Source organism: Streptomyces sp. Inha503 (assembly GCF_047215865.1).
Taxonomy (GTDB): domain Bacteria; phylum Actinomycetota; class Actinomycetes; order Streptomycetales; family Streptomycetaceae; genus Streptomyces; species Streptomyces lycopersici.
Genome location: NZ_CP178360.1, coordinates 3,566,391 through 3,592,426, shown reverse-complemented (window position 1 = coordinate 3,592,426; position 26,036 = coordinate 3,566,391). Strand labels below are relative to the sequence as shown.

General features: G+C 70.1%; 15 protein-coding genes, 3 rRNA genes and 1 pseudogene. 15 read left to right on the top strand and 4 right to left on the bottom strand.

From position 1 onward, the window contains the following. Positions 1-316: 316 nt before the first annotated feature. From ACJX2R_RS14660 to ACJX2R_RS14640, 5 genes and pseudogenes are all read left to right on the top strand, one after another. Positions 317-1,843: ribosomal RNA gene (locus ACJX2R_RS14660) — 16S ribosomal RNA — on the top strand. A 259-nt stretch (positions 1,844-2,102) separates the two neighbouring features. Further along, positions 2,103-5,224 (top strand): 23S ribosomal RNA (locus ACJX2R_RS14655). Positions 5,225-5,334: 110 nt separating this feature from the next. Further along, positions 5,335-5,451: ribosomal RNA gene (rrf, locus tag ACJX2R_RS14650) — 5S ribosomal RNA — on the top strand. The 16S, 23S and 5S rRNA genes sit together here, the layout of an rRNA operon. Before the next feature lie 108 nt (positions 5,452-5,559). Beyond that, positions 5,560-6,699: pseudogene (locus ACJX2R_RS14645) on the top strand (hypothetical protein); the annotation flags it as partial. Positions 6,700-6,738: 39 nt separating this feature from the next. Continuing rightward, on the top strand, positions 6,739-7,659 hold the full coding sequence (locus ACJX2R_RS14640; RefSeq protein ID WP_413105859.1) for a hypothetical protein: 921 nt from the start codon (positions 6,739-6,741) through the stop codon (positions 7,657-7,659). Between the two features lie 63 nt (positions 7,660-7,722). Here ACJX2R_RS14640 and ACJX2R_RS14635 read toward each other — a convergent pair whose 3' ends face one another. Continuing rightward, entirely contained in the window at positions 7,723-9,084 is a 1,362-nt protein-coding gene (locus ACJX2R_RS14635; RefSeq protein WP_413100471.1) for a DUF1015 family protein, read from the bottom strand. Positions 9,085-9,160: 76 nt separating this feature from the next. Between ACJX2R_RS14635 and ACJX2R_RS14630 the strand changes: the two genes are divergently transcribed. The 4 genes from ACJX2R_RS14630 (at position 9,161) to ACJX2R_RS14615 (ending at position 13,406) form a co-directional block, all read left to right on the top strand. Continuing rightward, positions 9,161-10,198, top strand: coding sequence for an HAD hydrolase-like protein (locus ACJX2R_RS14630; protein ID WP_262705152.1), 1,038 nt, complete (start codon positions 9,161-9,163; stop codon positions 10,196-10,198). 147 nt (positions 10,199-10,345) lie between these two features. Beyond that, a complete protein-coding gene (locus tag ACJX2R_RS14625; protein WP_262705151.1) occupies positions 10,346-11,395 on the top strand; it encodes a FecCD family ABC transporter permease in 1,050 nt (349 codons plus the stop codon). Then, positions 11,392-12,456, top strand: coding sequence for a FecCD family ABC transporter permease (locus ACJX2R_RS14620; RefSeq protein WP_413100470.1), 1,065 nt, complete (start codon positions 11,392-11,394; stop codon positions 12,454-12,456). Before ACJX2R_RS14625 ends, ACJX2R_RS14620 begins: the two co-directional genes overlap by 4 nt. A gap of 56 nt (positions 12,457-12,512) precedes the next feature. Beyond that, entirely contained in the window at positions 12,513-13,406 is an 894-nt protein-coding gene (locus ACJX2R_RS14615) for an ABC transporter ATP-binding protein (RefSeq protein ID WP_413100469.1), read from the top strand. A 49-nt stretch (positions 13,407-13,455) separates the two neighbouring features. Here the strand turns inward: ACJX2R_RS14615 and ACJX2R_RS14610 are convergent, their stop codons facing one another. Next, entirely contained in the window at positions 13,456-13,803 is a 348-nt protein-coding gene (locus ACJX2R_RS14610) for a sterol-binding protein (RefSeq protein ID WP_413100468.1), read from the bottom strand. 212 nt (positions 13,804-14,015) lie between these two features. Between ACJX2R_RS14610 and ACJX2R_RS14605 the strand changes: the two genes are divergently transcribed. From ACJX2R_RS14605 to ACJX2R_RS14580, 6 genes are all read left to right on the top strand, one after another. Continuing rightward, positions 14,016-14,345: a hypothetical protein gene (locus ACJX2R_RS14605; protein WP_413105858.1), complete on the top strand. Its 330-nt coding sequence runs from the start codon at positions 14,016-14,018 to the stop codon at positions 14,343-14,345. A 30-nt stretch (positions 14,346-14,375) separates the two neighbouring features. Continuing rightward, entirely contained in the window at positions 14,376-15,254 is an 879-nt protein-coding gene (locus ACJX2R_RS14600; protein WP_262705162.1) for a TlyA family RNA methyltransferase, read from the top strand. Between the two features lie 134 nt (positions 15,255-15,388). Further along, positions 15,389-16,300 carry an NAD kinase gene (locus tag ACJX2R_RS14595; protein WP_413105857.1) on the top strand — a complete coding sequence of 304 codons (912 nt, stop codon included), beginning with the start codon at positions 15,389-15,391 and terminating at the stop codon, positions 16,298-16,300. 431 nt (positions 16,301-16,731) lie between these two features. Then, positions 16,732-18,477: a DNA repair protein RecN gene (gene recN / locus ACJX2R_RS14590; RefSeq protein WP_413100467.1), complete on the top strand. Its 1,746-nt coding sequence runs from the start codon at positions 16,732-16,734 to the stop codon at positions 18,475-18,477. 233 nt (positions 18,478-18,710) lie between these two features. Continuing rightward, positions 18,711-19,871 (top strand): glycosyltransferase family 4 protein, encoded by a 1,161-nt coding sequence (locus ACJX2R_RS14585; protein WP_413100466.1) that lies wholly within the window; start codon positions 18,711-18,713, stop codon positions 19,869-19,871. A gap of 111 nt (positions 19,872-19,982) precedes the next feature. Further along, a complete protein-coding gene (locus ACJX2R_RS14580; RefSeq protein WP_413100465.1) occupies positions 19,983-21,155 on the top strand; it encodes a glycoside hydrolase family 64 protein in 1,173 nt (390 codons plus the stop codon). Positions 21,156-21,951: 796 nt separating this feature from the next. Here the strand turns inward: ACJX2R_RS14580 and ACJX2R_RS14575 are convergent. Next, positions 21,952-23,604 carry a PucR family transcriptional regulator gene (locus ACJX2R_RS14575; RefSeq protein ID WP_413100464.1) on the bottom strand — a complete coding sequence of 551 codons (1,653 nt, stop codon included), beginning with the start codon at positions 23,602-23,604 and terminating at the stop codon, positions 21,952-21,954. Positions 23,605-23,919: 315 nt separating this feature from the next. Then, positions 23,920-25,728 carry a glycoside hydrolase family 15 protein gene (locus ACJX2R_RS14570; RefSeq protein WP_413100463.1) on the bottom strand — a complete coding sequence of 603 codons (1,809 nt, stop codon included), beginning with the start codon at positions 25,726-25,728 and terminating at the stop codon, positions 23,920-23,922. Between the last annotated feature and the right edge of the window lie 308 nt (positions 25,729-26,036).

Sequence of the window (26,036 nt, the reverse complement as noted above, 5' to 3'; positions counted from 1 at the left end):
GGCGCGAAAGACCCCGCTCCAGCAGGGGGCCGGAAACGGAATTCGGATCGGAAACGACCGGAAATCGGGTCTGGTAAGGTTGGAAACACCGAAGGGAAGCGCCCGGAGAAGCCGGTGAAACGGTTTCGAAGGAAGCGTCCGTTCCTTGAGAACTCAACAGCGTGCCAAAAGTCAACGCCAGATATGTTGATACCCCGTCCACTCGTGGACGAGGTTCCTTTGAAGAAAAACACAGCGAGGACGCTGTGGACGGGCCGGGTTATTCCTCCGGTTCCGTTCCGCTCTCGTGATGTGTTGCCGGGATAGCCCGGAAGCATTCACGGAGAGTTTGATCCTGGCTCAGGACGAACGCTGGCGGCGTGCTTAACACATGCAAGTCGAACGATGAACCGGTTTCGGCCGGGGATTAGTGGCGAACGGGTGAGTAACACGTGGGCAATCTGCCCTGCACTCTGGGACAAGCCCTGGAAACGGGGTCTAATACCGGATATGACTGCCGACCGCATGGTCTGGTGGTGGAAAGCTCCGGCGGTGCAGGATGAGCCCGCGGCCTATCAGCTTGTTGGTGGGGTGATGGCCTACCAAGGCGACGACGGGTAGCCGGCCTGAGAGGGCGACCGGCCACACTGGGACTGAGACACGGCCCAGACTCCTACGGGAGGCAGCAGTGGGGAATATTGCACAATGGGCGCAAGCCTGATGCAGCGACGCCGCGTGAGGGATGACGGCCTTCGGGTTGTAAACCTCTTTCAGCAGGGAAGAAGCGCAAGTGACGGTACCTGCAGAAGAAGCGCCGGCTAACTACGTGCCAGCAGCCGCGGTAATACGTAGGGCGCAAGCGTTGTCCGGAATTATTGGGCGTAAAGAGCTCGTAGGCGGCTTGTCGCGTCGGATGTGAAAGCCCGGGGCTTAACCCCGGGTCTGCATTCGATACGGGCAGGCTAGAGTTCGGTAGGGGAGATCGGAATTCCTGGTGTAGCGGTGAAATGCGCAGATATCAGGAGGAACACCGGTGGCGAAGGCGGATCTCTGGGCCGATACTGACGCTGAGGAGCGAAAGCGTGGGGAGCGAACAGGATTAGATACCCTGGTAGTCCACGCCGTAAACGTTGGGAACTAGGTGTGGGCGACATTCCACGTTGTCCGTGCCGCAGCTAACGCATTAAGTTCCCCGCCTGGGGAGTACGGCCGCAAGGCTAAAACTCAAAGGAATTGACGGGGGCCCGCACAAGCGGCGGAGCATGTGGCTTAATTCGACGCAACGCGAAGAACCTTACCAAGGCTTGACATACACCGGAAACATCCAGAGATGGGTGCCCCCTTGTGGTCGGTGTACAGGTGGTGCATGGCTGTCGTCAGCTCGTGTCGTGAGATGTTGGGTTAAGTCCCGCAACGAGCGCAACCCTTGTTCTGTGTTGCCAGCATGCCTTTCGGGGTGATGGGGACTCACAGGAGACTGCCGGGGTCAACTCGGAGGAAGGTGGGGACGACGTCAAGTCATCATGCCCCTTATGTCTTGGGCTGCACACGTGCTACAATGGCCGGTACAATGAGCTGCGAAGCCGTGAGGTGGAGCGAATCTCAAAAAGCCGGTCTCAGTTCGGATTGGGGTCTGCAACTCGACCCCATGAAGTCGGAGTCGCTAGTAATCGCAGATCAGCATTGCTGCGGTGAATACGTTCCCGGGCCTTGTACACACCGCCCGTCACGTCACGAAAGTCGGTAACACCCGAAGCCGGTGGCCCAACCCTTGTGGAGGGAGCCGTCGAAGGTGGGACTGGCGATTGGGACGAAGTCGTAACAAGGTAGCCGTACCGGAAGGTGCGGCTGGATCACCTCCTTTCTAAGGAGCGCATAGCCGACTGTAGGCAAGTGTCCTGCACGGTTGCTCATGGGTGGAACGTTGACTACTCGGCACGGTTCTTCGTGTGATGACCGCTAGTACTGCCCTCCTGGGGCGTGGAACGCGGGTCGGATCGGAGATCGTGTCGGGCACGCTGTTGGGTGTCTGAGGGAATGAATCCCTCGACGAGCCGGAGTCCATGTAGGTGGTGGATGACTGGTCGTTGCTTGAGAACTGCACAGTGGACGCGAGCATCTGTGGCCAAGTTTTTAAGGGCGCACGGTGGATGCCTTGGCACCAGGAACCGATGAAGGACGTGGGAGGCCGCGATAGGCCCCGGGGAGCTGTCAACCGAGCTGTGATCCGGGGGTGTCCGAATGGGGAAACCCGGCAGTCGTCATGGGCTGTCACCCATACCTGAACACATAGGGTATGTGGAGGGAACGCGGGGAAGTGAAACATCTCAGTACCCGCAGGAAGAGAAAACAACCGTGATTCCGGGAGTAGTGGCGAGCGAAACTGGATGAGGCTAAACCGTATGTGTGTGATACCCGGCAGGGGTTGCGCATGCGGGGTTGTGGGAGTGAGCTTCAGTCGTCTGCCGGCGGCTGGGTGAGTCAGAAACCATTGCGATAGGCGAAGGACATGCGAAAGGTCCGGCGTAGAGGGTAAGACCCCCGTAGCCGAAATCGTGATGGCTTGCTTGCTCATTTCCCAAGTAGCACGGGGCCCGAGAAATCCCGTGTGAATCTGGCGGGACCACCCGCTAAGCCTAAATATTCCCTGGTGACCGATAGCGGATAGTACCGTGAGGGAATGGTGAAAAGTACCGCGGGAGCGGAGTGAAATAGTACCTGAAACCGTGTGCCTACAAGCCGTGGGAGCGTCGCGCAGGGACTTGTCCCTGCGTCGTGACTGCGTGCCTTTTGAAGAATGAGCCTGCGAGTTTGCGGTGTGTTGCGAGGTTAACCCGTGTGGGGAAGCCGTAGCGAAAGCGAGTCCGAATAGGGCGGTTGAGTAGCGCGCTCAAGACCCGAAGCGGAGTGATCTAGCCATGGGCAGGTTGAAGCGGAGGTAAGACTTCGTGGAGGACCGAACCCACCAGGGTTGAAAACCTGGGGGATGACCTGTGGTTAGGGGTGAAAGGCCAATCAAACTCCGTGATAGCTGGTTCTCCCCGAAATGCATTTAGGTGCAGCGTCGTGTGTTTCTTGCCGGAGGTAGAGCACTGGATAGGCGATGGGCCCTACCGGGTTACTGACCTTAGCCAAACTCCGAATGCCGGTAAGTGAGAGCGCGGCAGTGAGACTGTGGGGGATAAGCTCCATGGTCGAGAGGGAAACAGCCCAGAGCATCGACTAAGGCCCCTAAGCGTACGCTAAGTGGGAAAGGATGTGGAGTCGCAGAGACAACCAGGAGGTTGGCTTAGAAGCAGCCATCCTTGAAAGAGTGCGTAATAGCTCACTGGTCAAGTGATTCCGCGCCGACAATGTAGCGGGGCTCAAGCGTACCGCCGAAGTCGTGTCATTGCAGCATGTGCCCCTAACGGGGGCTGTGATGGGTAGGGGAGCGTCGTGTGCCGGGTGAAGCAGCCGTGTAAGCGAGTTGTGGATGGTTCACGAGTGAGAATGCAGGCATGAGTAGCGATACACACGTGGGAAACGTGTGCGCCGATTGACTAAGGGTTCCTGGGTCAAGCTGATCTGCCCAGGGTAAGTCGGGACCTAAGGCGAGGCCGACAGGCGTAGTCGATGGACAACCGGTTGATATTCCGGTACCCGCTTTGAAACGCCCAGTATCGAATCCTCTGATGCTAAGTCCGTGAAGCCGCCCTGATCTCTTCGGAGTTGAGGGGAGTGGTGGAGCCGACGGTCCAAGGTGGTAGTAGGTAAGTGATGGGGTGACGCAGGAAGGTAGTCCAGCCCGGGCGGTGGTTGTCCCGGGGTAAGGGTGTAGGACGCTGGGTAGGTAAATCCGTCCAGTATGTGTCTGAGACCTGATGCCGAGCCGATTGTGGTGAAGTGGATGATCCTATGCTGTCGAGAAAAGCCTCTAGCGAGTTTCATGGCGGCCCGTACCCTAAACCGACTCAGGTGGTCAGGTAGAGAATACCGAGGCGTTCGGGTGAACTATGGTTAAGGAACTCGGCAAAATGCCCCCGTAACTTCGGGAGAAGGGGGGCCATTGCTGGTGATGGGACTTGCTCCTTGAGCTGGTGGTGGCCGCAGAGACCAGCGAGAAGCGACTGTTTACTAAAAACACAGGTCCGTGCGAAGCCGTAAGGCGATGTATACGGACTGACGCCTGCCCGGTGCTGGAACGTTAAGGGGACCGGTTAGCTCTGTTTCGATGGGGCGAGGCTGAGAACTTAAGCGCCAGTAAACGGCGGTGGTAACTATAACCATCCTAAGGTAGCGAAATTCCTTGTCGGGTAAGTTCCGACCTGCACGAATGGCGTAACGACTTCTCGACTGTCTCAACCATAGGCCCGGTGAAATTGCATTACGAGTAAAGATGCTCGTTTCGCGCAGCAGGACGGAAAGACCCCGGGACCTTTACTACAGCTTGATATTGGTGTTCGGTTCGGCTTGTGTAGGATAGGTGGGAGACTGTGATCTCTGGACGCCAGTTCAGGGGGAGTCGTTGTTGAAATACCACTCTGGTCGTGCTGGATGTCTAACCTGGGTCCGTGATCCGGATCAGGGACAGTGTCTGGTGGGTAGTTTAACTGGGGCGGTTGCCTCCTAAAGGGTAACGGAGGCGCCCAAAGGTTCCCTCAGCCTGGTTGGCAATCAGGTGTTGAGTGTAAGTGCACAAGGGAGCTTGACTGTGAGACCGACGGGTCGAGCAGGGACGAAAGTCGGGACTAGTGATCCGGCGGTGGCTTGTGGAAGCGCCGTCGCTCAACGGATAAAAGGTACCCCGGGGATAACAGGCTGATCTTCCCCAAGAGTCCATATCGACGGGATGGTTTGGCACCTCGATGTCGGCTCGTCGCATCCTGGGGCTGGAGTCGGTCCCAAGGGTTGGGCTGTTCGCCCATTAAAGCGGTACGCGAGCTGGGTTTAGAACGTCGTGAGACAGTTCGGTCCCTATCCGCTGTGCGCGTAGGAGTCTTGAGAAGGGCTGTCCCTAGTACGAGAGGACCGGGACGGACGAACCTCTGGTGTGCCAGTTGTTCTGCCAAGGGCATGGCTGGTTGGCTACGTTCGGGAGGGATAACCGCTGAAAGCATCTAAGCGGGAAGCCTGCTTCGAGATGAGGGCTCCCACCCACTTGATGGGTTAAGGCTCCCAGTAGACGACTGGGTTGATAGGCCAGATATGGAAGCCGGGTGACCGGTGGAGTTGACTGGTACTAATAGGCCGAGGGCTTGTCCTCAGATGCTCGCGTCCACTGTGTGGTTCCCGGGTTGCGAACAGTCGCACCGGTGAATCAGTTCCACTTTACTTAATTGAAGAGTGTGCTTGTTCGCTAGAACCCGATAGGGTTTCGGTGGTCATTGCGTTAGGGAAACGCCCGGTTACATTCCGAACCCGGAAGCTAAGCCTTTCAGCGCCGATGGTACTGCAGGGGGGACCCTGTGGGAGAGTAGGACGCCGCCGAACAATCTTTGAAGGACCCTTGGTCCCAGCGTGCATGCTGGGACCAAGGGTCCTTTTTGTTTTTGCTGGGCCCCCATCGGCATGACCGATGCGGGAGAATGGCTGAAGTACATGAAGACAGGAGTCACGCCGATGTCCACCAACTCTCCCGACGACCGGTCGGGCCGCGAGCCGCGGGGCCGGGAAGCCGGCGACCGGCGGGAGGCCCGCGGCTCCGGGCCGCGACGCGACGGCGGTCGTGGTGGTTTCCGGCGTGACGACCGCCGCGATGAGCGGCCGCGTGGACCGCGTCGCGATGATGACCGTGGCGGGTTCCGCCGGGATGAGCGGCCTGCGTACCGCCGTGACGATGACCGTGGCGGCTTCCGGCGAGACGACCGGCGGGACGAGCGCCGGGATGATCGCCGGGACGACCGGTCGCGTGGCCCGCGTCGGGACGATGAGCGTGGAGGCCGCTCCGGCGGTTATGGGCGCCGCGATGACCGGGGTGGCCGTCCCGCCGGGCGAATTGAGCGCCGGGACGACCGTCGTGATGACCGCAGGGACGATCGTCGGGATGACCGCCGTGATGAGCGGCCGCGTGGGCCTCGCCGGGATGACCGCGACGGTGGCTCCCGACAGGGCGGTTTCCGCCGGGACCGTGATGATCGGCCGGGCTTCCGCCGTGACGATGACCGTGGTGGTTTCCGGCGTGACGACCGCCGCGATGAGCGGCCGCGTGGGCCGCGTCGCGATGATGACCGCGGCGGGTTCCGCCGCGATGACCGTGATCGTGACCGTGGTGGCCGGGGCGGCGGCTACGAGCGTCGGGATGAGCGGCCGCGTGGGCCGCGTCGCGATGATGACCGTGGCGGGTTCCGCCGGGATGAGCGGCCTGCGTACCGCCGTGACGATGACCGTGGCGGCTTCCGGCGTGACGACCGGCGGGATGAGCGGCCCTCGTACCGCCGCGATGACGACCGTGGCGGGTTTCGCCGTGACGAGCGTCGGGATGAGCGGCCTTCGTACCGCCGCGATGACGACCGCGGCGGGTTCCGTCGGGATGAGCGCCATGACGATCGTCGGGATGACCGTCGTGACGAGCGGCCGCGTGGGCCTCGCCGGGATGACCGGGACGGTGGCTTCCGGGGCGGTCGGGACGACCGCGGGCCGCGTCGTCCGTACGGTCAGGGCCGGGGCCGCGACGACCGGCGCTCCGGCGGCGGTGGGTTCAATCGCCGTGACGACCGCGGCGGCTACGGGCGTCGCGAGGAGCGCGGCAGGGACCGCGACCGCGAGCCGATCAAGCGGCTGCCGATCCCTGAGGACGTCACCGGCGAAGAGATCGACAAGGGCGTGCGGCAGGAGCTGATGAGCCTGCCGAAGACCCTCGCCGAGGACGTCGCGAGGAACCTCGTCATGGTGGCCAAGCTGCTGGACGACGAGCCCGAACGGGCGTACCAGTACTCGCGCGTCGCTCTGCGGCTCGCCTCCCGGGTGGCCGCTGTGCGCGAGGCCGCGGGCTTCGCCTCGTACGCCGTGGGGAAGTACGCCGAGGCGCTGGCGGAGTTCCGCGCCGCGCGCCGGATGACCGGCAACTCCGAGCTGTGGCCGGTGATGGCCGACTGCGAGCGCGGCATGGGCCGTCCCGAGCGGGCGCTGGCCATGGCCGGTGAGCCGGAGGTGCAGAAGCTGGACCGGGCCGGTCAGGTCGAGATGCGGATGGTGGCCGCCGGTGCCCGGCGTGACATGGGCCAGGCCGACGCCGCCGTGGTCACCTTGCAGAGCTCGGAGCTGGCCTCGAACTCCATCCAGCCCTGGACCGCCCGGCTGCGCTACGCGTACGCCGACGCGCTGCTGGCGGTCGGCCGTGAGGACGAGGCCCGCGAGTGGTTCGCCAAGGCGCTCGAGGCGGATCAGAGCGGGAGCACGGACGCGTCGGACCGGCTCGCCGAGCTGGACGGGGTCGAGTTCGTGGACGCCCTCGACCCCGAGGAGGCGGCGGATGGCGATGCTCTCCAGCCCGTCGAGGAGCCGAAGGTCGAGGAGTCGGAGGTCGAGGAGCCGAAGGTCGAGGAGCCGGAGGCCGAGGAGCCGGAGGTCGACGAGGTTCCGTCCGACGAGGACCTGGTCGAGCCCGAGGCCGACGACGCCGAGGACATCGAGCCGGTGGCCGAGGTCACGTCCGAGGGCCAGGCAGCCGGGCCCGACGAGGACGGCGACGACCGCTGATGCCATGACATGAGGGGGCGGGATCCCGGACCGGGATCCCGCCCCCTTCGCATGTCCGCTCGCTCACCCCAGCGTCAGGCTCCGCAGCACCAGCCCCGTCGCGGGCTTCGGCCCGAAGGACGTCGACTTGTGGGGCATCGCGATGCCCTGCCGCGCCAGCTCGTGCACGACGTCCTCGCGCACCGGATGCATCAGCACCACCGTGCCGCCCAGCCGCTCCGCCTGCTCGACGGCCGCCGTCGGATCGTGGAGGTAGCCGATGTGCTCGGGCGTGTCAGGGACGTTCCACAGATGGTCCAGCAGGGTGTGGTGGAGCACCGTCGCGTCCAGCGTGCGCCATGCCTCCGGGCGTCCGTCGGGGATCGTACGGGCCAGCAGTTCCGGATCCGGCCGGTCCAGGAGGTGGAACCGGCCGCCCCCGGCCAGCAGGAAGGCGTTCGGTGCGCCGGGCTTGGCGCGCGCCGCCTCGGCGGCCTCGGCGAGGGTTTCCAGGGCACGCGGCAGCGGGCCGTCGATCGTCCGCACCCGGAAGGCGCGCCGTACCGCCGGAAGCGCCTGGTCCGGGGACAGCCGGCGGAGCAGCCGGTGGATGGCCCGGACCCGGAGCGGATAGCGGGCGGTGTCGACGAGCAGGACGAGCCCGAAGTCCCAGGGGCCGGGCTCCCGTCGCTCCTCGCGCAGCCGCAGATAGGTGGCCCAGCGGTGGTGGCCGTCGGCGATGAGGGCCTGGTGGTGGCGGAGGTCGGTGGAGACCTCCACGAGATCGGTGGGGTTCGTGACCCGCCACAGATGGTGGTCGACGCCGTCCTCGGTGGTCGTGGAGAGCAACGGCTCGCGCAGGATGGTGCGTTCGATGACCTCTGCCGCCCCGCCGGTGCCAGGCCCGCCGGTCCCCTGCCCGGCGGCTCCGTTCCCTGAGGCCCCGTTCGCCGAAGCCCCGTTTCCGTTGCCGCGGTAGGCGAGCAACAGCGGCTCCAGATGGGCGGCGGTGGCGCGCATCAGATCGGCTCGGTCCTCGACGATATGCGGCATGACCTCCTCGTGGGGGAGGACGATGCCCTCCTCGCGGGGGCTCAGCCGCAGCGCGCCGATCAGCCCGCGCTGGAGGGTCGGGCCGTCGCGCTGTTCGTAGACGTAGAGCGCGGGTTCGGGGTCCGGGGCGAGCACTCCGTCCGCCTGCCAGCGGCGCAGCGTCTCGGCGGCCTGGCGGTGGCGGGCCTCCGGGGTCCCGGCCTGCGGCAGGATCAGCCGGACGATGTTGTACGGGTCCGACGTCTCGAGCTCGCGCAGACCTTCGGGCCTGACCACCACGTCGTAGGGCGGTGAGGTGACGGCGGCGAGACTGCCGACCCGCTCCGCGACATAGCGCAGCCCCCGGAAGGGGGTGAGCTGAAGACCTTGTCCGGCAGGCCCTGGAATGCTCATCAGTGAATGTTATGCCCCGCGCGGCGATACGCGATGATCGGGGGAGAAGCGCACAGATCTGCGAGGAGTGGCCCCCATGAACCAGCCCGTCCGCACCCGGCCCGAGTCGAGCCGGCAGTCGCTGAACGAGGCGTACGACACGGCTCTGCTGGACCTCGACGGGGTGGTGTACGCGGGCGGCGAGGCCATTGACCATGCCGTGGAGTCGCTGGTCACCGCGCGGGACGGTGGGATGCGGCTGGCGTATGTGACCAACAACGCGCTGCGGACGCCGGAGGCGGTGGCCGAGCATCTGACCCGGCTCGGGATGCCTGCCACCCCCGACGACGTGATCACCTCCGCGCAGGCGGTCGCCCGGCTGATCTCCGAGCAGCTGCCGGAGGGGGCGCGGGTGCTGGTGATCGGCGGGGAGGGGCTGCGGGTGGCGCTGCGCGAGCGCGGGCTGACGCCGGTGGACTCGGCGGATGACGACCCGGCGGCGGTGGCGCAGGGGTACGGCGGGCCGGACATGCCCTGGGCACGGCTGATGGAGGCGGGGTACGCGGTGGCGCGCGGGGTGCCGTGGTTCGCCTCCAACCTGGACCTGACGATTCCCAGCGGCCGGGGCATCGCCCCCGGCAACGGCGCGGCGGTGGAGGTCGTACGCATCGTGGCGGGCACGTCCCCGCAGGCCGCCGGGAAGCCGCTGCCGCCGATGCACCGGGAGACGATCCTGCGGACCGGCGCCCGGCGGCCGCTGGTGGTCGGGGACCGGCTGGACACCGATATCGAGGGCGCATACGCGGGCGGGGTGGATTCGCTGCTGGTGCTGACCGGCGTGACCACCCCCGCGCAACTGCTGGCCGCCGAGCCCGGGCACCGGCCGTCGTATGTGGACCGCGACCTGCGGGGGCTGCTCACCCCGCAGCCGGAGGTGGCGCACGACGGGGAGTCGGGCGGCTTCCGGTGCGGCGGCTGGGCCGCGTGGGTCGAGAAGGGCGCGCTGGTGCTGGAGGGCGGGGGCGAGGAGCCGCTGGACGGGCTGCGGGCGCTGTGCGCGGCGGCGTGGTCCGAGGCGGGGGACGGTGTGAGCGGCGCGGACGCGGGGAAGGCTCTGGCCCGGCTGGGGCTGTGAGCCGACGCGGCTGAGGGCCCTGAGCCGACGAGGGCTGTGAGGCCGAACTCGCGCTCCGGGAAGCCCGCATGGATGCGACCAGTGGGACTTAGGGTAACCTAACTTAACCTGAGTCCTGATCGGCCGTGCTGTGAGGTGGAGTTCCGCGTGACCCTGGTCAGTCCGGCGAAAGCCGGGGCCGAGACAGCGAGCGCGCCGCCCCGGCGGCGCACCGCGCGCCGTGCGACCGGATTGGTCGTCTCCCTGGGCGTGCTGTTGGCGATCGCCGCGGCGTCCATCGCGATCGGTGCCAAACCGATTCCGCTGGACCAGGTGTGGCACGGGCTGTTCCACTACACCGGCAGTGACACCGATGTGGTGATCCGGGACGTACGGCTGCCGCGCACCATCCTCGGGCTGCTCGTCGGCGTCGGTCTCGGCCTCGCGGGCGCGGTCATCCAGGCCCTCACCCGCAACCCGCTCGCCGACCCCGGGCTGCTGGGGCTGAACGCGGGTGCGTCCGCCGCCGTCGTCTCGGCCATCAGCTTCCTCGGCGTCACCTCCCTCACCGGCTATGTGTGGTTCGCGTTCCTCGGCACCGCCGTCGTGTCCGTGCTGGTCTACGCGCTCGGCGGCAGCCGGAGCGCCACCCCGGTGCGGCTCGCGCTCGCCGGGATGGCGGTGTACGCGGCGCTCTACGGATACGTCAACGCGGTGGAGCTGCTGGACACCGCGGCGCTCGACAAGATGCGCTTCTGGACGGTGGGTTCACTGGCCTCCGCCAATATGACGGTGGTCCGGCAGGTGAGTCCGTTCCTCCTGGTCGGCGTCGTGCTGGCGGTTCTGCTGGGCCGTTCGCTGAACGCCGTGGCGCTCGGCGACGACACCGCCCGTGCGCTCGGCAGCAACCTCAACCGCACCCGGGCCCTGTCGATGATCGCGGTCACCCTGCTGTGCGGGGCCGCGACCGCCGCCTGCGGGCCGATCGCGTTCGTCGGGCTGATCGTGCCGCATCTGGTCCGCGCGCTCACCGGCCCCGATATGCGCTGGATCCTGCCGTACGCCGCGGTGCTCTCGCCCGTTCTGCTGCTGGGCGCCGATGTGATCGGGCGGTTGGTCACCCGGCCCGCGGAGCTCCAGGTCGGCGTCGTCACCACCTTCATCGGCGGGCCCCTCTTCATCTACCTCGTACGTCGCCGAAGGATGGCCCAACTGTGAACGCGAACAAGCGCACCGCCAAGTCCGGGACGCGCGGGGTCACGCTGCGCACCGCCGGTCTCTCGCTGCGCCTGGACGTCCGCGGCGCGGTCGTGGGGCTGCTGCTGATCGCCGTGGCGCTGGTGATGGGCGTCGTGCTGATCGGCACCGGCGACTTCCCCATCGCCCCCGCCGATGTGGTGCGCACGCTGTTCGGCGGCGGCACCGTGGCGCAGGACTTCATCGTCAACGAACTGCGGCTGCCGCGGGTGCTGGTGGGGCTGCTGGTCGGCGCGGCCCTGGGGCTGGGCGGGGCGATCTTCCAGTCCATCTCCCGCAATCCGCTGGGCAGTCCGGATGTGATCGGCCTCGGCCAGGGGGCGGCGGCCGGGGCGCTCACGGCCATCGTGCTGATCAAGGGCGATCCGAACGTGGTCGCCACCGGGGCCGTCCTCGGCGGGGTGCTGACCGGACTGGCCGTCTACGCGCTGGCCTGGCGGCAGGGCGTCCACGGCTATCGGCTGGTCCTCGTGGGCATCGGCACCTCCGCGACGTTCACCGCCGTCAACGGCTATCTGCTCACCCAGGCCCACCAGGAGGACGCGGCCCGTGCGGTGATGTGGCTGACCGGCTCGCTGAACGGCCGCGACTGGGACCAGGTCTGGCCACTGCTGGCCGTCTGCGCGGTGCTCATGCCCGTGGTCCTCGGGCAGGCGCGGAACCTGCGGATGCTGGAGATGGGCGACGACAGCGCCTACGCCCTCGGGGTGCGGGTGGAGCGGACCCGGATGGTGCTGATGGGCGCGGCCGTGCTGCTGGTCGCGTCCGCCACGGCCGCCGCCGGGCCCGTCGCCTTCGTGTCGCTCGTCGCCCCGCAGCTGGCCCGCAGGCTCACCCGCTCGCCCGGTCCGAACCTGCTCCCCGCGGCTTGGATGGGCGCAGCACTGCTGGTCAGCGCCGACTGGGCCGCCCAGCGCGCCTTCGGGGCCGATCAGCTGCCGGTGGGGGTGCTCACCGGGATGCTGGGCGGCGCCTATCTGCTGTGGCTGCTGGTGACCGAGCGCAGGGCGGGGCGGATATGACGACTGTGGACACGACCCGGACGGAAATTGTGGATACGACCCGGACGGAAGACGACATGGACAAGGACACCCGGCAGACCGTGGCTTCCCGCACGAGTGGCACCCAGGACCAGCGGCAGCGGCTCATGGCGGAGGGGCTGACCCTCGCCTACGACCGGCGCACGGTCGCCGAGGAGCTGTCCGTGACCATCCCCGACCACTCCTTCACGGTCATCGTCGGGCCCAACGCCTGCGGGAAGTCGACCCTGCTGCGCGCACTGTCCCGGATGCTCAAGCCGGCTGCCGGATTGGTGCTGCTGGACGGGCAGTCGATCGGTTCGCTGCCCGCCAAGAAGGTCGCCCGCACCCTCGGACTGCTGCCCCAGTCCTCGATCGCCCCGGACGGGATCACCGTCGCCGACCTGGTCGCCCGCGGCCGCTATCCGCACCAGGGGCTGCTGCGGCAGTGGTCGGAGACGGATGAGCGGATCGTCGACGAATCGATGGCGGCGACCGGGGTGGCGGAGCTCGCGGATCGCTATGTCGACGAATTGTCCGGCGGTCAGCGCCAGCGGGTGTGGATCGCCATGGCCATCGCCCAGCAGACCCCGCTGCTGCTCCTCGACGAGCCCACGACCTATCTGGACATCCAGCACCAGATCGATGTGCTGGACCTGTGCGCCCAGCTCCACGAGGAGCAGGGCCGCACCCTCGTCGCCGTGCTCCACGACCTGAACCACGCCGCCCGCTACGCCACCCATCTGATCGCGATGCGGGGCGGGGAGGTCGTCGCGGAGGGGGCGCCGGGGGACGTGGTCACGGCGGAGCTGGTGGAGCGGGTCTTCGGGCTGCGCTGCCAGGTGATCGACGACCCCGAGACGGGGACGCCGCTGGTCATCCCGGCCGCCCGACGGTCCCGTACGGCACGGGTGGAGGCGCCTCTGGCGACCGCCGCGGCGAGCGAGTCCTGACGACCGGCGCGGGGCGGGGCTCGCGCCGGGGCGCCGGGGGCGCTTGTGTCTAGAGCAGCTTCCGCAGCCGCAGCAGGTCGCGCAGCCCGGCCTCGAGCTTGATCCGTCCGGCGCCCCACGCCCGTGCGAAGTGCAGCTCGCCATCGACCAGGGCCACCAGGTCGTCGCCGGTCATCGCCAGCCGGATCTGCGCACGCTCGGCAGGGGGGCCCGACGCGGTCGTCACGTCCTCGATCCGGCTGTCCACGAGACGGCCGACGAAAGTGGTGTCCAGATCGGTGATCCAGCAACTGACCGAGCGATCGAGCGCGGCAGCGCTGCGAAGGTCCCCGTTCGCGGTCGCGAGGTTCTCCGCCAGTTTGTCGAGTGCGCTGCGGCACTGTTCCAAGGTCGCCATCGCGGACGACGTTACCCCAGGTCTCGTACGTCGGAGAACGAGGGATTCGCGGTAGCGTCGGGGCCATGAGTGAGCCGATGCCGGCCGGGTGGCCCGGCCCGCGGCCTGGTCCGGCGGCCGAGGAGGCCCGGGAGGCCGCGCCGGAGCCGGTGCCCGAAGGGGCCGAGGGGGCCGAGGGGGCCGACGGGACCGGGGACGTCGCGGTGGAGCGAGTGCCCGAAGGGGCTGAGGGGGCTGGGGACGTCGCGCCAGAGCCGGTGCCCGAGGGGGCCGAGGGCGTCGCGCCGGAGCCGGTGCCCGAGGCCGTGCCCGAGCCGCCCGGCCCCGCCGATCCGGCCCCGCTCGGCGTCGACCGTACGCCGACCGGCGTCGCCGAGGTGGACGCCCGGCTGGCCCGGCTGGCCGACGCCGACCACCTCGGGACGAGCGGACATCTGGAGGTGTACGAGGATGTCCACCAGGGCCTGCGCGACACGTTGACCGCACTCGACCGGCGGCCCGGCCCCCCGGCGCCCGGCCCACGGCCCCCGTCCGCTACGTAAACGACCTCAGGAGCTGAACCACCCGTGGCAGTGACCCGTCCACGACGCGCACGACTCGACGCGGAGCTGGTGCGCCGCAAGCTGGCGCGTTCGCGTGAGCATGCCAGCCAGTTGATCGCCGCGGGCCGGGTCACCGTCGGCGGGGCGGTGGCGACCAAACCGGCCACCCAGGTGGAGACCAGCGCGGCCGTCGTCGTGATCGAGGACGCCAGCGATCCGGACTATGTCTCGCGCGGTGGCCACAAGCTGGCGGGCGCGCTGTACGCCTTCAGCGAGGAGTACCGGAAGGGCGCGGGCGCGGGGCAGGACCCCGGGGTACGCCCGGCCATGGGAGCCGGTGCGGGGCTCGAGGTCGCCGGGCGGCGGGCGCTGGACGCGGGCGCCTCAACCGGAGGTTTCACGGACGTCCTGCTGCGCGCGGGCGCCGCTCAGGTGCTCGCCGTGGATGTCGGCTACGGGCAGCTCGCCTGGTCGCTCCAGAGCGATGAACGCGTCAGTGTTTACGACCGTACAAACGTACGCGAGCTGACACTTGAGCGGATTGGTGGGAAACCGGTGGACTTGGTGGTCGGTGATCTCTCCTTCATTCCGCTCGGGCTCGTCCTGCCCGCCCTCGTGCGGTGCGCGGCGCCCGACGCCGATCTGGTGCTGATGGTCAAACCACAGTTCGAGGTCGGCAAGGAGCGGCTGGGCAGCGGGGGAGTGGTCCGCAGCGCCGAACTGCGCGCCGAGGCGGTGCGCACGGTGGCCGGACGGGCGGCGGACCTGGGGCTGGGAGTGCTGGGCGTAACGGCCAGCCCGCTCCCGGGGCCGTCGGGTAACGTCGAGTACTTTTTGTGGATGCGCGCCGGGGCGCCGGCACTGGACCCGGCGGATGTTGACCGTGCAGTGGCGGAGGGGCCCAGTTGACCACTTCAGAAGCAGCGCAGCAGAAGGAAGCAGTGCCCGTGCCCGAACCCGGAGCCGTGCCCGGAGCCGGAGCCGGAGCCGTGCCCGTGCCCGGTGCCGGGGACGCCGTGGCGGCACCGGCGGTCGAGCCGATGATGCCGGCGGCCGAGGCGACGGCGGACCGCACCGTCTTCCTCCTCGCGCACACCGGCCGCCCGGCGGCCATCCGCAGCGCCGAACTGGTCGTTCAGGGGCTGCTGCGCAGCGGAATCGGGGTGCGGGTACTCGCTGCCGAGGCGGCGGATCTGCCGCTGCCCCCCGCTGTCGAGCGCGTCGACGCGGAGCGTGATGTGCTGAACGGCTGTGAGCTGCTGGTCGTCCTCGGCGGGGACGGGACGCTGCTGCGCGGCGCGGAGTTCGCCCGGGTCTCGGGCGTGCCGATGCTCGGCGTGAACCTCGGCCGGGTGGGCTTCCTGGCCGAGGCCGAGCGGGATGACCTCGACAAGGTCGTGGACCGGGTGGTGACCCGGCAGTACGAGGTCGAGGAGCGGATGACGATCGATGTGCTGGTCCGCAACGACGGGCACATCGTGCACACGGACTGGGCGCTGAACGAGGCGTCGGTCGAGAAGGCCGCGCGTGAGCGGCTGCTCGAGGTGGTCACGGAGGTCGACAACCGCCCGGTCTCCCGGTTCGGCGGCGACGGCGTGGTCTGCGCGACCCCGACCGGCTCGACGGCCTACGCCTTCTCGGCGGGCGGGCCGGTGGTGTGGCCCGAGGTGGAGGCGCTGCTGATGGTGCCGATCAGCGCCCACGCGCTGTTCGCCAAGCCGCTGGTGACCTCGCCGAAGTCGGTGCTCGCGGTCGAGGTGCAGCCGCAGACCCCGCACGGGGTGCTGTGGTGCGACGGCCGCCGCACGGTGGAGCTCCCGGCGGGCGCGCGGGTCGAGGTGCGCCGGGGCGCGGTCCCGGTCCGGCTGGCCCGCCTCCACCACGCGTCGTTCACGGACCGCTTGGTCGCCAAGTTCGCCCTGCCGGTGGCGGGGTGGCGGGGGGCGCCGCACTAGCGGGGCACCGCGCTAAAGGGGCACCGTGCTGAAGGGGCACCGTGCTGGGGGATCTCCGGCGGGTTGTGGCGCCTGCGGCGGGCTGTTCCCCTCCCCGCCCCTTCCCGAAACCGGGGGCTTCGCCCCCGGGCCCCGCTCCTCGAACGCCGGAGGGGCTGAAAGGCGGAGCTCCGCCCCAGCCCCCGGGATGATCCGGGAACGAGGCCCCACCCACGCGGCGGAGCCCCGCAGTCCCAGTCTCTCCGGCGCAACCCAGCCCCTCCGGCGTTTGAGGAGCGGGGCCGGGGCGGAGCACCGGTTCGGGAAGGGGCGGGGTGGGGGCTCTTCTCCGGAGGCGCCCACGGCCCCACCCCCCACCCCACCCCGGGCAGATGTGCGGGTGGCCCCCATAAGTGGCGCCCCTTCGTCGCATCGCACCGACCAAACCTCGTATGGTCGTGCACGTGCTGGAGGAGATGCGGATACGTGCGCTGGGCGTCATCGACGACGCGGTCGTCGAGCTGTCGCCCGGCTTCACCGCGGTGACCGGTGAGACCGGCGCGGGCAAGACCATGGTCGTCACCAGCCTCGGGCTGCTGCTGGGTGGCCGCGCCGACGCCGCCCTGGTGCGGATCGGGGCCAAGGCGGCGGTCGTCGAAGGCCGCCTTACGGTCGACGCCCGCTCGGCGGCGGCCGTAAGGGCCGAGGAAGCGGGGGCCGAGCTCGACGACGGTGCGCTGCTGATCAGCCGTACGCTCTCCGCCGAAGGGCGGTCGCGCGCCCATGTGGGCGGCCGCTCGGTCCCCGTGGGCCTGCTGGGCGAGCTGGCCGACGATCTCGTGGCCGTGCACGGCCAGACCGATCAGCAGGGCCTGCTGCGGCCCGCCCGGCAGCGGCAGGCGCTGGACCGGTACGCGGGCGCCGCGGTGGCCGGGCCGCTGGAGAAGTACGCGGAGGCCTACCGCCGGCTGCGCGCAGTCTCGGCCGAGCTGGAGGAGCTGACCACGCGGGCCCGCGAGCGGGCGCAGGAGGCGGATCTGCTGCGCTTCGGCCTCGAGGAGGTCGCGGCCGCCGAGCCCCGCCCCGGGGAGGACGAGGAGCTGGCGGCCGAGGCCGAACGGCTGGGGCACGCCGAGGCCCTGGCGTCCGCCGCCGCCGTCGCGCACGCCGCCCTCGCCGGAAACCCGGAGGATCCGGAGGGCGTGGACGCGGCCACCCTGGTCGCGGGGGCCCACCGCGCCGTGGAGGCCGTACGCTCCCATGACCAGGCCCTCGCCGGGCTCGCCGACCGGATCGGCGAGGTCGGCATCCTGCTGTCCGATGTGGCGGGGGATCTCGCGGGGTACGCCGACAACCTGGACGCCGACCCGATCCGCCTGGCGGCCGTCGAGGAGCGCCGCGCAGCGCTGACCCAGCTGACCCGCAAGTACGGCGAGACCATCGCGGACGTGCTGGCGTGGGCCGAGCAGGGCGCCGCGCGGCTGGCCGAACTCGACGGCGACGACGACCGCATCGGCGAGCTGACCGCCGAGCACGACGCGCTCCGCGCCGAGTTGGGCGAGTTGGCGCAGGCGCTCACCGACGCCCGTACGGAGGCGGCGGGGCGGTTCGCGGAGGCGGTCACCGCCGAGCTGGCCTCCCTGGCGATGCCGCACGCCCGGGTCACGTTCGCGATCCGCCAGACCGAGACGGAGGCGGACGGCATCGAGGTGGGCGGCCGCCCGGTGGTCTTCGGGCCGCACGGCGCCGATGAGGTCGAGCTGCTGCTCGCGCCCCATCCGGGCGCCCCGCCCCGGCCGATCGCCAAGGGCGCATCCGGCGGTGAGCTGTCCCGGGTGATGCTCGCGGTCGAGGTCGTCTTCGCGGGCTCCGACCCCGTACCGACGTATCTCTTCGACGAGGTGGACGCGGGCGTCGGCGGTAAGGCGGCGGTTGAGGTGGGCCGTCGGCTGGCCAAGCTCGCCCGCTCCGCGCAGGTCGTGGTGGTCACCCATCTGCCGCAGGTCGCGGCCTTCGCCGACCGGCATCTGGTGGTCGAGAAGACCAACGACGGGTCGGTGACCCGAAGCGGTGTGAAGGCCATGGAGGGCGAGGACCGCGTACGGGAACTGTCGCGGATGCTCGCGGGCCAGGAGGACTCCGAACTCGCGCGGGCGCATGCGGAAGAGCTCCTGGAGGCGGCCCGCGCGGGACGCTGACCCTCAACGCGACGCTTCCCCGGCCCTTGCCCATCGCTTCCCCCGAACCGTCACGCGACGCTTCTCCGATCCTTCACCCGAACGGGTGGTACCGCGGACGCGCGGGCGAGTTCGGGGCAGGCGTCACCTGGGAGCGTTGCGACGAGGGCTCGGCGAGTGCTGGCATTCTTGGGCGGAGCGCGTCCGCACCGTCCCCCCCATCGCCCCGACACCGTCTCAGGAGCTCCGCCCGCGTGAGCAGTACCGTGAGCAACAACCCGGTCCCGCCGCACGGGCGGTCGTCGCTGCACGCGGTCCAGGTGCTGGGCGAGGGGAGTTCGGGCAGCGGGGTGCATGTGCGGTCGCTTTCGGCCGGGCTGGTGGCGCGCGGACTGCGGGTGACCGTATGCGGTCCCTGGAGCGCCGAGCAGGGGTACGGCTTCACCCAGACCGGAGCGTGGTTCACCGGGCTCGACGCCCTGACGGACGCCGGAAGCATGGCGTCGCTGCGCAGGGCCACCCAGGGCGCGGCCCTGGTGCACGCCCACGGGCTGCGCTCGGGGCTGCTGGCGGCGGTCGCGCTGCGTGGCCGGAACGTCCCCCTGATCGTCACCTGGCACACCCGCGTGGAGGCCGAGGGCGCGCGGGCCCGGCTGGTGCGGCTGATGGAGCGTCGGGTGGCGCGGGCCGCCGCGATCGTGCTGGGGGCCTCCTCGGATCTGGTAGCCCGGGCCCGGGCCCGCGGTGCGCGCGACGCCCGGCTGGCCCCGGTCGCGGTGCCCGCCCCGCGGCGGCCGCCGGAGACCGCCGACGGCCGCCGTCAGAAGGCGCGGGCCGAACTGGGCGTGGTGGAGCGGCCGTTGCTGGTCACGGCCGGGCGGCTGGAGGCGATGGCCGGACACGGCCCGCTGCTGGACGCGGCGCGGCGCTGGCGGGTGCTGGATCCGCGGCCGCTGCTGGTGGTGGCGGGGGAGGGGCCGGACCGTGCGGTGCTCCAGCGCCGGATCGACACCGAGGGGCTGCCGGTGCGGCTGCTCGGCCGCCGCGAGGATGTGCCGCAGCTGCTCTCCGCGGCCGATGTCGCGGTGCTCTCCAGCCGCTGGGAGGCCCGGTCGCTGCTGGCCCAGGAGGCGCTGCACGCGGGGGTGCCCCTGGTGGCCACGGCGGTCGGCGGGGTGCCGGAGCTGGTGGGGGAGGCGGCCGAACTCGTGCCGTACGGAGACCCCGAGGCCCTGGCGCACGCCGTGACCGGGCTGCTCGCCGATCCGGTGCGCCGGGTGGAGCTCGCCGCGGCGGGGCGGGCGCGGACGGCGGGTTGGCCGACGGAGGACGACACCGTCGCCCATGTCCTCAGCGTCTACGATGAGTTGGTGCAGACCTTTCTGCGTGAAGGGGTTGACGGGCCCGGTCGTTGATCGGCAGGGTGCTGGGCAGAGGAACGAGAGAGCGCTCTCAATTTCGCGCCTCCCGTCACCCCCCACGCCATTTTCCCGGCAACCCCCACTACGCCGAGGAGCACCATCATCATGATCAGTCGCAGGAAGCTGCTGGGTGGAATCGCCGCCTCCGCCGCCGCCGCGGGAACCGGCCTCGCGTTCGCCGGCGGCCGCGCCAGCGGAGCCCCGGGCGCGAAGGCGGCCGCCTCCCTGCCCCTGACCGTCGTGAACAAGACGGGGCAGTACGACAACGGTTCGGTATGGCTCTACATCGTCGGCAACGAGGGCGACCGGCAGGTCCACGTCACCCCGGACGGCAACATCGCCCCCGTCGAGCTCTCCGACAACGGCTCGGACGGCTTCACCGACTACGCGATCCCGCTGGCCGGAAGCGGTGAGACCAAGCTGAACCTGCCTCAGATGTCCGGCCGGATCTATGTGGCGCTGGGCTCCAAGCTCAAGCTCAAGGTGGTCGAGGACGGGGCGGGCAAGGCCGCGCTCCAGTACCCGGCGGGTTGGGTGTCCGGCGACCCGAACTACGACATCATGCACGACTGCGCGGAGTTCACGTACAACTCCTCGGGGATGTTCTGCAACACCACCATGGTGGACATGTTCAGCGTTCCGCTGTCGATCCACCTCACCGGTGCCCAGGACCAGACGACCGGCACCCTCAAGGACGGCGCCCGCGCCAAGGTCTTCTCCGACATCGCCGGCGTCGACGCCTTCAAGAAGCTGATCGTGGGCGACAATCTGCGGGTGATCGCTCCCGGTCATGGCATGGGCGCGGGGGTGTTCGCGGAGGACTACTTCGCGTCGTACATCGACCAGGTCTGGGACACCTACGGATCGAAGGACCTCAAGGTCACCACCAACGCGGGCACCTTCACCGGCCGGGTGAGCGGGGGGAAGTTCGCCTTCACCGGCCCGGCCTCGGTCTCCTTCGACAAGCCCTCCACCAAGGACGTGCTGTTCTGCGACGGGGCCCTGGCGGCCCCCAACGACGGGACCACGGGCCCGGTCGCGGCGATCCTCGGTGCTGGCTTCAACCGCTCCACGCTGCACAACGCGGACGCCCAGCCGACCACTGACCCGGCCGCCTTCTACGGCGAGGACGTCACCAACCACTACGCCAAGGCCATGCACGCGGCGACCGTGGACGGCAAGGCGTACGGCTTCGCCTTCGATGACGTGGCCGAGTTCGCGTCCTACATCCAGGACACCGCCCCGAAGGGGATCACGCTCACGCTGACCCCGTTCTAGGGGGTGGGGGGTAGGGGGTGTCCGGCGGGTCTTGACGCCTGCGGCGGGCTGTTCCCCTCCCCGCCCCTTCCCGAAACTGGGGCTCCGCCCCAGACCCCGGGATCCAGGGGCGAGGTCCGCCGGACGGCTCGTAGGCCCGTCCGGTGGATCGTCTTCGCGCCCGCGGCATCTGGTGCGGGGGGTGCCTCCCAGCGGTGGCCGGGGGCGCCGTGCCAGGGCTTGCGGGGCCGCGAAGATCCGCCGGGCAGGGCAGGGGCCGGGCAGGGGCCCGCCGAGGCCCGGCACAGGGCAGCCGGGCGGGGAGGTGTTCGCGGCGCACGGCGAGGGCAGCGCGGCGAACGGCGAGGGAGCCCCTCCCCGCCCGGCGACACCGGGGAACGCCGGGCGGGACCCGCACAGACACAGCGGGCCGCGCCTGCGTCGCGGTGGGCCACATCCGTGTCGGGTGGGCCGCGACCGTGTCGGGGTAGGCCGCGTCCGCGTCAGGCGGGGCCGCGCGGCGCACCGTCCGACCTTCGGCGGACTCCTCCTCCACCGGCTCGTCGGACGCCCCCACCGCGTCCGCCACCAGCGAGAAGAGCTGTAGCGCAGCACGGCCCGCCTGCGTCGGGCGGGACCGCACCCGCGCCAGGCGGGTCGTGTCCGCTTCGGGGTGGGTCGTGCCCGCGTCGGGCGGGACCGCATCCGTGTCAGGCGGGTCGTATCCGCTCCAGGGTGGGCCGTGTTCGCGTCGGGCGGGGTCGCATCCGTGTCAGGCGGGCCTTGTCCGGGTCGGGCGGGGTGGGGTGCCGTTGTGTTACCGGACATGGCGGCGGGCCTGGAGGGCGACGCCCAGGGCGAGCACTGTTTGAGGGTCCTCCAGGTCGCTGCCCAGCAGTGACGCGATCCGGGCCAGCCGGTCGTACAGCGTCTGGCGGTTGAGGTGCAGGGCGCGGGCCGTTTCCGCCTTGCGACCCGCATGTCGCAGATATGTCTCCAGCGTCGGCACCAGCGGCGGGCGGGCGGTGCGGTCATGGGTCAGCAGCGGTCCGATCACCCGGTCCACGAAGGCGGCCAGATCGCCGTGCTCGCGCAGTCGCCACAGCAACAGGTCGACATCCAGGCTCCGTACGTCGTACCAGCCCCGGTCGGGCGGCGCTCCGCAGGCCGCGTTCGCCGCCTCCGCCGCATGCCGCAGCTCGGCTCCGGCCGTGTCCCAGCCGACCGCGAGCCCGGCGACCACCACCGGCGGCCGGGCGTCGGCCCGGTCCGGCCAGGCCCGCTCCACCCCGGCCCGCAGCGCCGCCGCGATCCGCTCGGCCACCGCGTTCCGCTCGGTCGCGCCGCGCAGCCCCGCCAGCAGCGGAACCCGTCCCTCCGGAAGTCGTACGCCGAGCAGCACCGGAACCCCGACCCCGGCCAGTTCCTCCTGCACGGCGTGGGCGAGAGCCGCCCAGCTCTCCCCGCCCCCGGCCAGCGGCCGCGGATCCTCCACCAGCCGCATCACCACCGGCAGCAGCGGTCCGCCCGGGCCCGGCCGGAAGCCCAGCACCCGGGCCTGGGCCGGGGCGTCCGACGCCTCGATCCGGCCCTCGGCGAGATCGGTGAGGAAGTCACCGCGCCCGCGCGCCGCCAACTCCTCCTCCTGACGCGCCCGCAGCAGCACCACCGCCAGCAGGTCCGCCGTCCGCTCGGCGGCGATCCGGTGCACCGGGCCCAGCGGCCCGGCCACCGGAAGGACGGTCAGCCGCGCCCGTACCGCACCGGGGCCGGGCCCGCCGCCCGGGATGTCCGCGATCACGCTGCCCGCCGGCGGCTCGGGCCGCTCGGCCGCGCGCGGCGCCCGCAGCCCCTCCCACACCTGGAGCGGATCGGCCGCGCCCGCCGGGGGCGTGCCGCCCGGCCCGGCCGCGTACAGCAGCCGTCCGTCGGGGGTCTCCAGGAAGACCGGATTGGCCGCGAAGGCGGCGAAGTGGCGCACGATCTCCGGCACCCCGCCGCCGCGCAGCAGCACCTCGGTGGCCTGCCGGTGCACCACATCGGCCTGGCGCAGCAGGGCGTAGTGCTCATTGACGATCTCGGTGTGGATCTCCTCGGTGACCGTCACGAACGGCACCTCGCGATGGAGCTGCACCAGTGGCAGCCCGCACGAGCGGGCGGTGTCCACGACCGGTCCCGGCAGGGTGCGGAACCGGGCCCCCAGCTCCACCACCAGGGCCGCGATGCCCCGCTCGGCGAGCCGGCGGACGAAGGCGCGCTGCTCGGCGGGGCGCGGCCCGACCCCGAGGCCGGTGGTCAGCAGCAGCTCGCCGCCCTTGAGCAGCGCGGCGATGTTCGGCGCCTCGCCCGCGTGCACCCAGCGCACCGGGCGGTCCAGCAGCTCCTGCCCGGACACCACCTCGGGGAGTCCGCGGCGCAGGGCGGGAAGGCCGAGGGCCCGCGCCACGGTGATCGTTCCCTCTGGTTCCATGCCGCCACGCTAAGCGCTCCGCTCGGAGTGTCGCGATGGGCCGTCGGCCAGCTGCGGCGCCGCCGTGGCTGGTCGCCCACGCGGCGGAGCCGCACATCGACACAGCCGCGGCGGAGACGCACATCGACACAGCCCCGCGCTCCTTCGGGGCGCGGCCCGAACCGTAGCGGACTTCCTCCGAGCTGCTCAGCCGCTCGTTCGATGCCCCGCCTCGACCCGCCTGGGCCCGCCCAGCGGACGCCGCCCGGCGGGCCGAGCCCGGGCGTGGGGTGCCCGGACGCGGGGTGCCCGGACCCCGGGGGCCCGGGCCGGGGGCTAGCCTCCGTACGCGCCGGACGCCGTCAGCCGCAGCGCGGTGTCGATCAGCGGCACATGGCTGAACGCCTGCGGGAAGTTGCCCACCAGACGCTGGTTGTGCGAGTCCCACTCCTCGGCCAGCAGCCCGAGGTCGTTGCGGAGCGCGAGCAGCTTCTCGAAGAGCTTGCGGGCCTCGTCCACCCGGCCGATCATCGCCAGGTCGTCGGCGAGCCAGAACGAGCAGGCCAGGAAGGCCCCTTCGTCGCCCTCGAGACCGTCCACCCCGGCGTCCTCGCCCGCGGTGGGATAGCGCATCACGAAGCCGTCCTCGGTGGACAGCTCCCGCTGGATCGCCTCGATGGTGCCGATGACGCGCTTGTCGTCCGGCGGCAGGAAGCCCATCTGCGGGATGAGCAGCAGCGAGGCGTCCAGCTCCCGGGAGCCGTAGGACTGGGTGAAGGTGTTCCGCTCGGCGTCGTAGCCCCGCTCGCAGACGTCCCGGTGGATCTCGTCGCGCAGCTCCCGCCAGCGATCCAACGGCCCGTCCACATCGCCGGATTCGATCAGCTTGACGGTGCGGTCGACCGCGACCCAGGCCATCACCTTGGAGTGCACGAAGTGGCGGCGCGGTCCGCGCACCTCCCAGATGCCCTCGTCCGGCTCGTCCCAGTGCTCCTCGAGGTAGCGGATCAGCTTCAGCTGGAGCACGCTCGCGTAGTCGTTGCGCGCCAGACCGGTCATATGGGCCAGGTGGAGCGCCTCGGTGACCTCGCCGTAGACGTCCAGCTGGACCTGGCCCGCCGCGCCGTTGCCGACCCGGACCGGCTGGGAGTTCTCATAGCCGGGCAGCCAGGTCAGCTCGGCCTCGGCCAACTCCCGCTCGCCCGCGATGCCGTACATGATCTGGAGATTCTCCGGGTCGCCCGCGACCGCGCGGAGCAACCATTCGCGCCAGGCGCGGGCCTCCTCGCGGTAGCCGGTGCGCAGCAGCGAGGAGAGGGTGATCGCCGCGTCCCGCAGCCAGGTGAAGCGGTAGTCCCAGTTCCGGACGCCGCCGATCTCCTCGGGCAGGGAGGTGGTGGGCGCCGCGACGATGCCGCCGGTGGGGGCGTAGGTCAGCGCCTTCAGCGTGATCAGCGAGCGGACCACCGCGTCCCGGTAAGGGCCGTGGTACGTGCAGTGCTCGACCCACTCCCGCCAGAACGCCTCGGTGGCCTCCAGCGCGCCCTCCGGCTCGGGCAGGGCGGGCGGTTCGCTGTGCGAGGGCTGCCAGCTGATGGTGAAGGCGATCCGGTCGCCGGGGCCCACCGTGAAGTCGGAGTAGGTGGTGAGGTCCTTGCCGTAGGTGTCGGCCTCGGTGTCCAGCCATACCGAGTCCGGACCGGCGACGGCGACGGTACGGGTGTCCACCCGGTGCACCCAGGGCACGACCCAGCCGTAGGAGAACCGCATCCGCAGCGCGGAGCGCATCGGCACCCGGCCGCTGACCCCCTCGACGATCCGCACCAGTTGCGGGGCGCCGTCACGGGGCGGCATGAAGTCGATCACACGGACGGTGCCGCGCGGGGTGTCCCACTCCGACTCCAGGACCAGGGAGTCGCCGCGGTAGCGGCGGCGGTCGGCGGCGGGCGGCCGACTCCCCGCGGGGGCGGCGGGCCCCAGCCGCCAGAAGCCGTGTTCCTCAGTGCCCAGCAGACCGGCGAAGACGGCATGGGAGTCGAACCGCGGCAGGCACAGCCAGTCGACGGTCCCGTCTCTGCAGACGAGGGCGGCCGTCTGCATATCACCAATCAGTGCGTAATCCTCGATACGCCCGGCCACGTGCATTCCCCATTCGAACGGCCGTATTACCCCGGAGGGCGTTGCTTACGGTCTCGGAAAATTCTGACGAGCTCTTGTTCCGGGGGCGTGCTGGTGGTGCCGTGCCGGGGTGGCTCGCATGCGTGCGTCCGATGAGGATACGACGGACAACGGTGATCCGCTTGAGCCCGTCCACATCGTGGCTCGCATCTCACGGCCGATCGGGTGGCCAGGTCACGCATGGTGTTCGGACGATTGCGCAGACCGAACGCGGGAACCCGGTCAGCAGCGACCGCTCCGGGGCGCTGATACCCTGGTAGCCCGTGGAGCGGCGG

Coding starts and splice junctions, on each gene's coding strand:
- ACJX2R_RS14630 (WP_262705152.1), top strand. CDS start 9,161: ATGAACCAGCCCGTCCGCACCCGGCCCGAGTCGAGCCGGCAGTCGCTG.
- ACJX2R_RS14610 (WP_413100468.1), bottom strand. CDS start 13,803: ATGGCGACCTTGGAACAGTGCCGCAGCGCACTCGACAAACTGGCGGAG.
- ACJX2R_RS14635 (WP_413100471.1), bottom strand. CDS start 9,084: ATGAGCATTCCAGGGCCTGCCGGACAAGGTCTTCAGCTCACCCCCTTC.
- ACJX2R_RS14580 (WP_413100465.1), top strand. CDS start 19,983: ATGATCAGTCGCAGGAAGCTGCTGGGTGGAATCGCCGCCTCCGCCGCC.
- ACJX2R_RS14570 (WP_413100463.1), bottom strand. CDS start 25,728: ATGCACGTGGCCGGGCGTATCGAGGATTACGCACTGATTGGTGATATG.
- ACJX2R_RS14615 (WP_413100469.1), top strand. CDS start 12,513: ATGGACAAGGACACCCGGCAGACCGTGGCTTCCCGCACGAGTGGCACC.
- recN (WP_413100467.1), top strand. CDS start 16,732: ATGGTCGTGCACGTGCTGGAGGAGATGCGGATACGTGCGCTGGGCGTC.
- ACJX2R_RS14575 (WP_413100464.1), bottom strand. CDS start 23,604: ATGGAACCAGAGGGAACGATCACCGTGGCGCGGGCCCTCGGCCTTCCC.
- ACJX2R_RS14595 (WP_413105857.1), top strand. CDS start 15,389: ATGCCGGCGGCCGAGGCGACGGCGGACCGCACCGTCTTCCTCCTCGCG.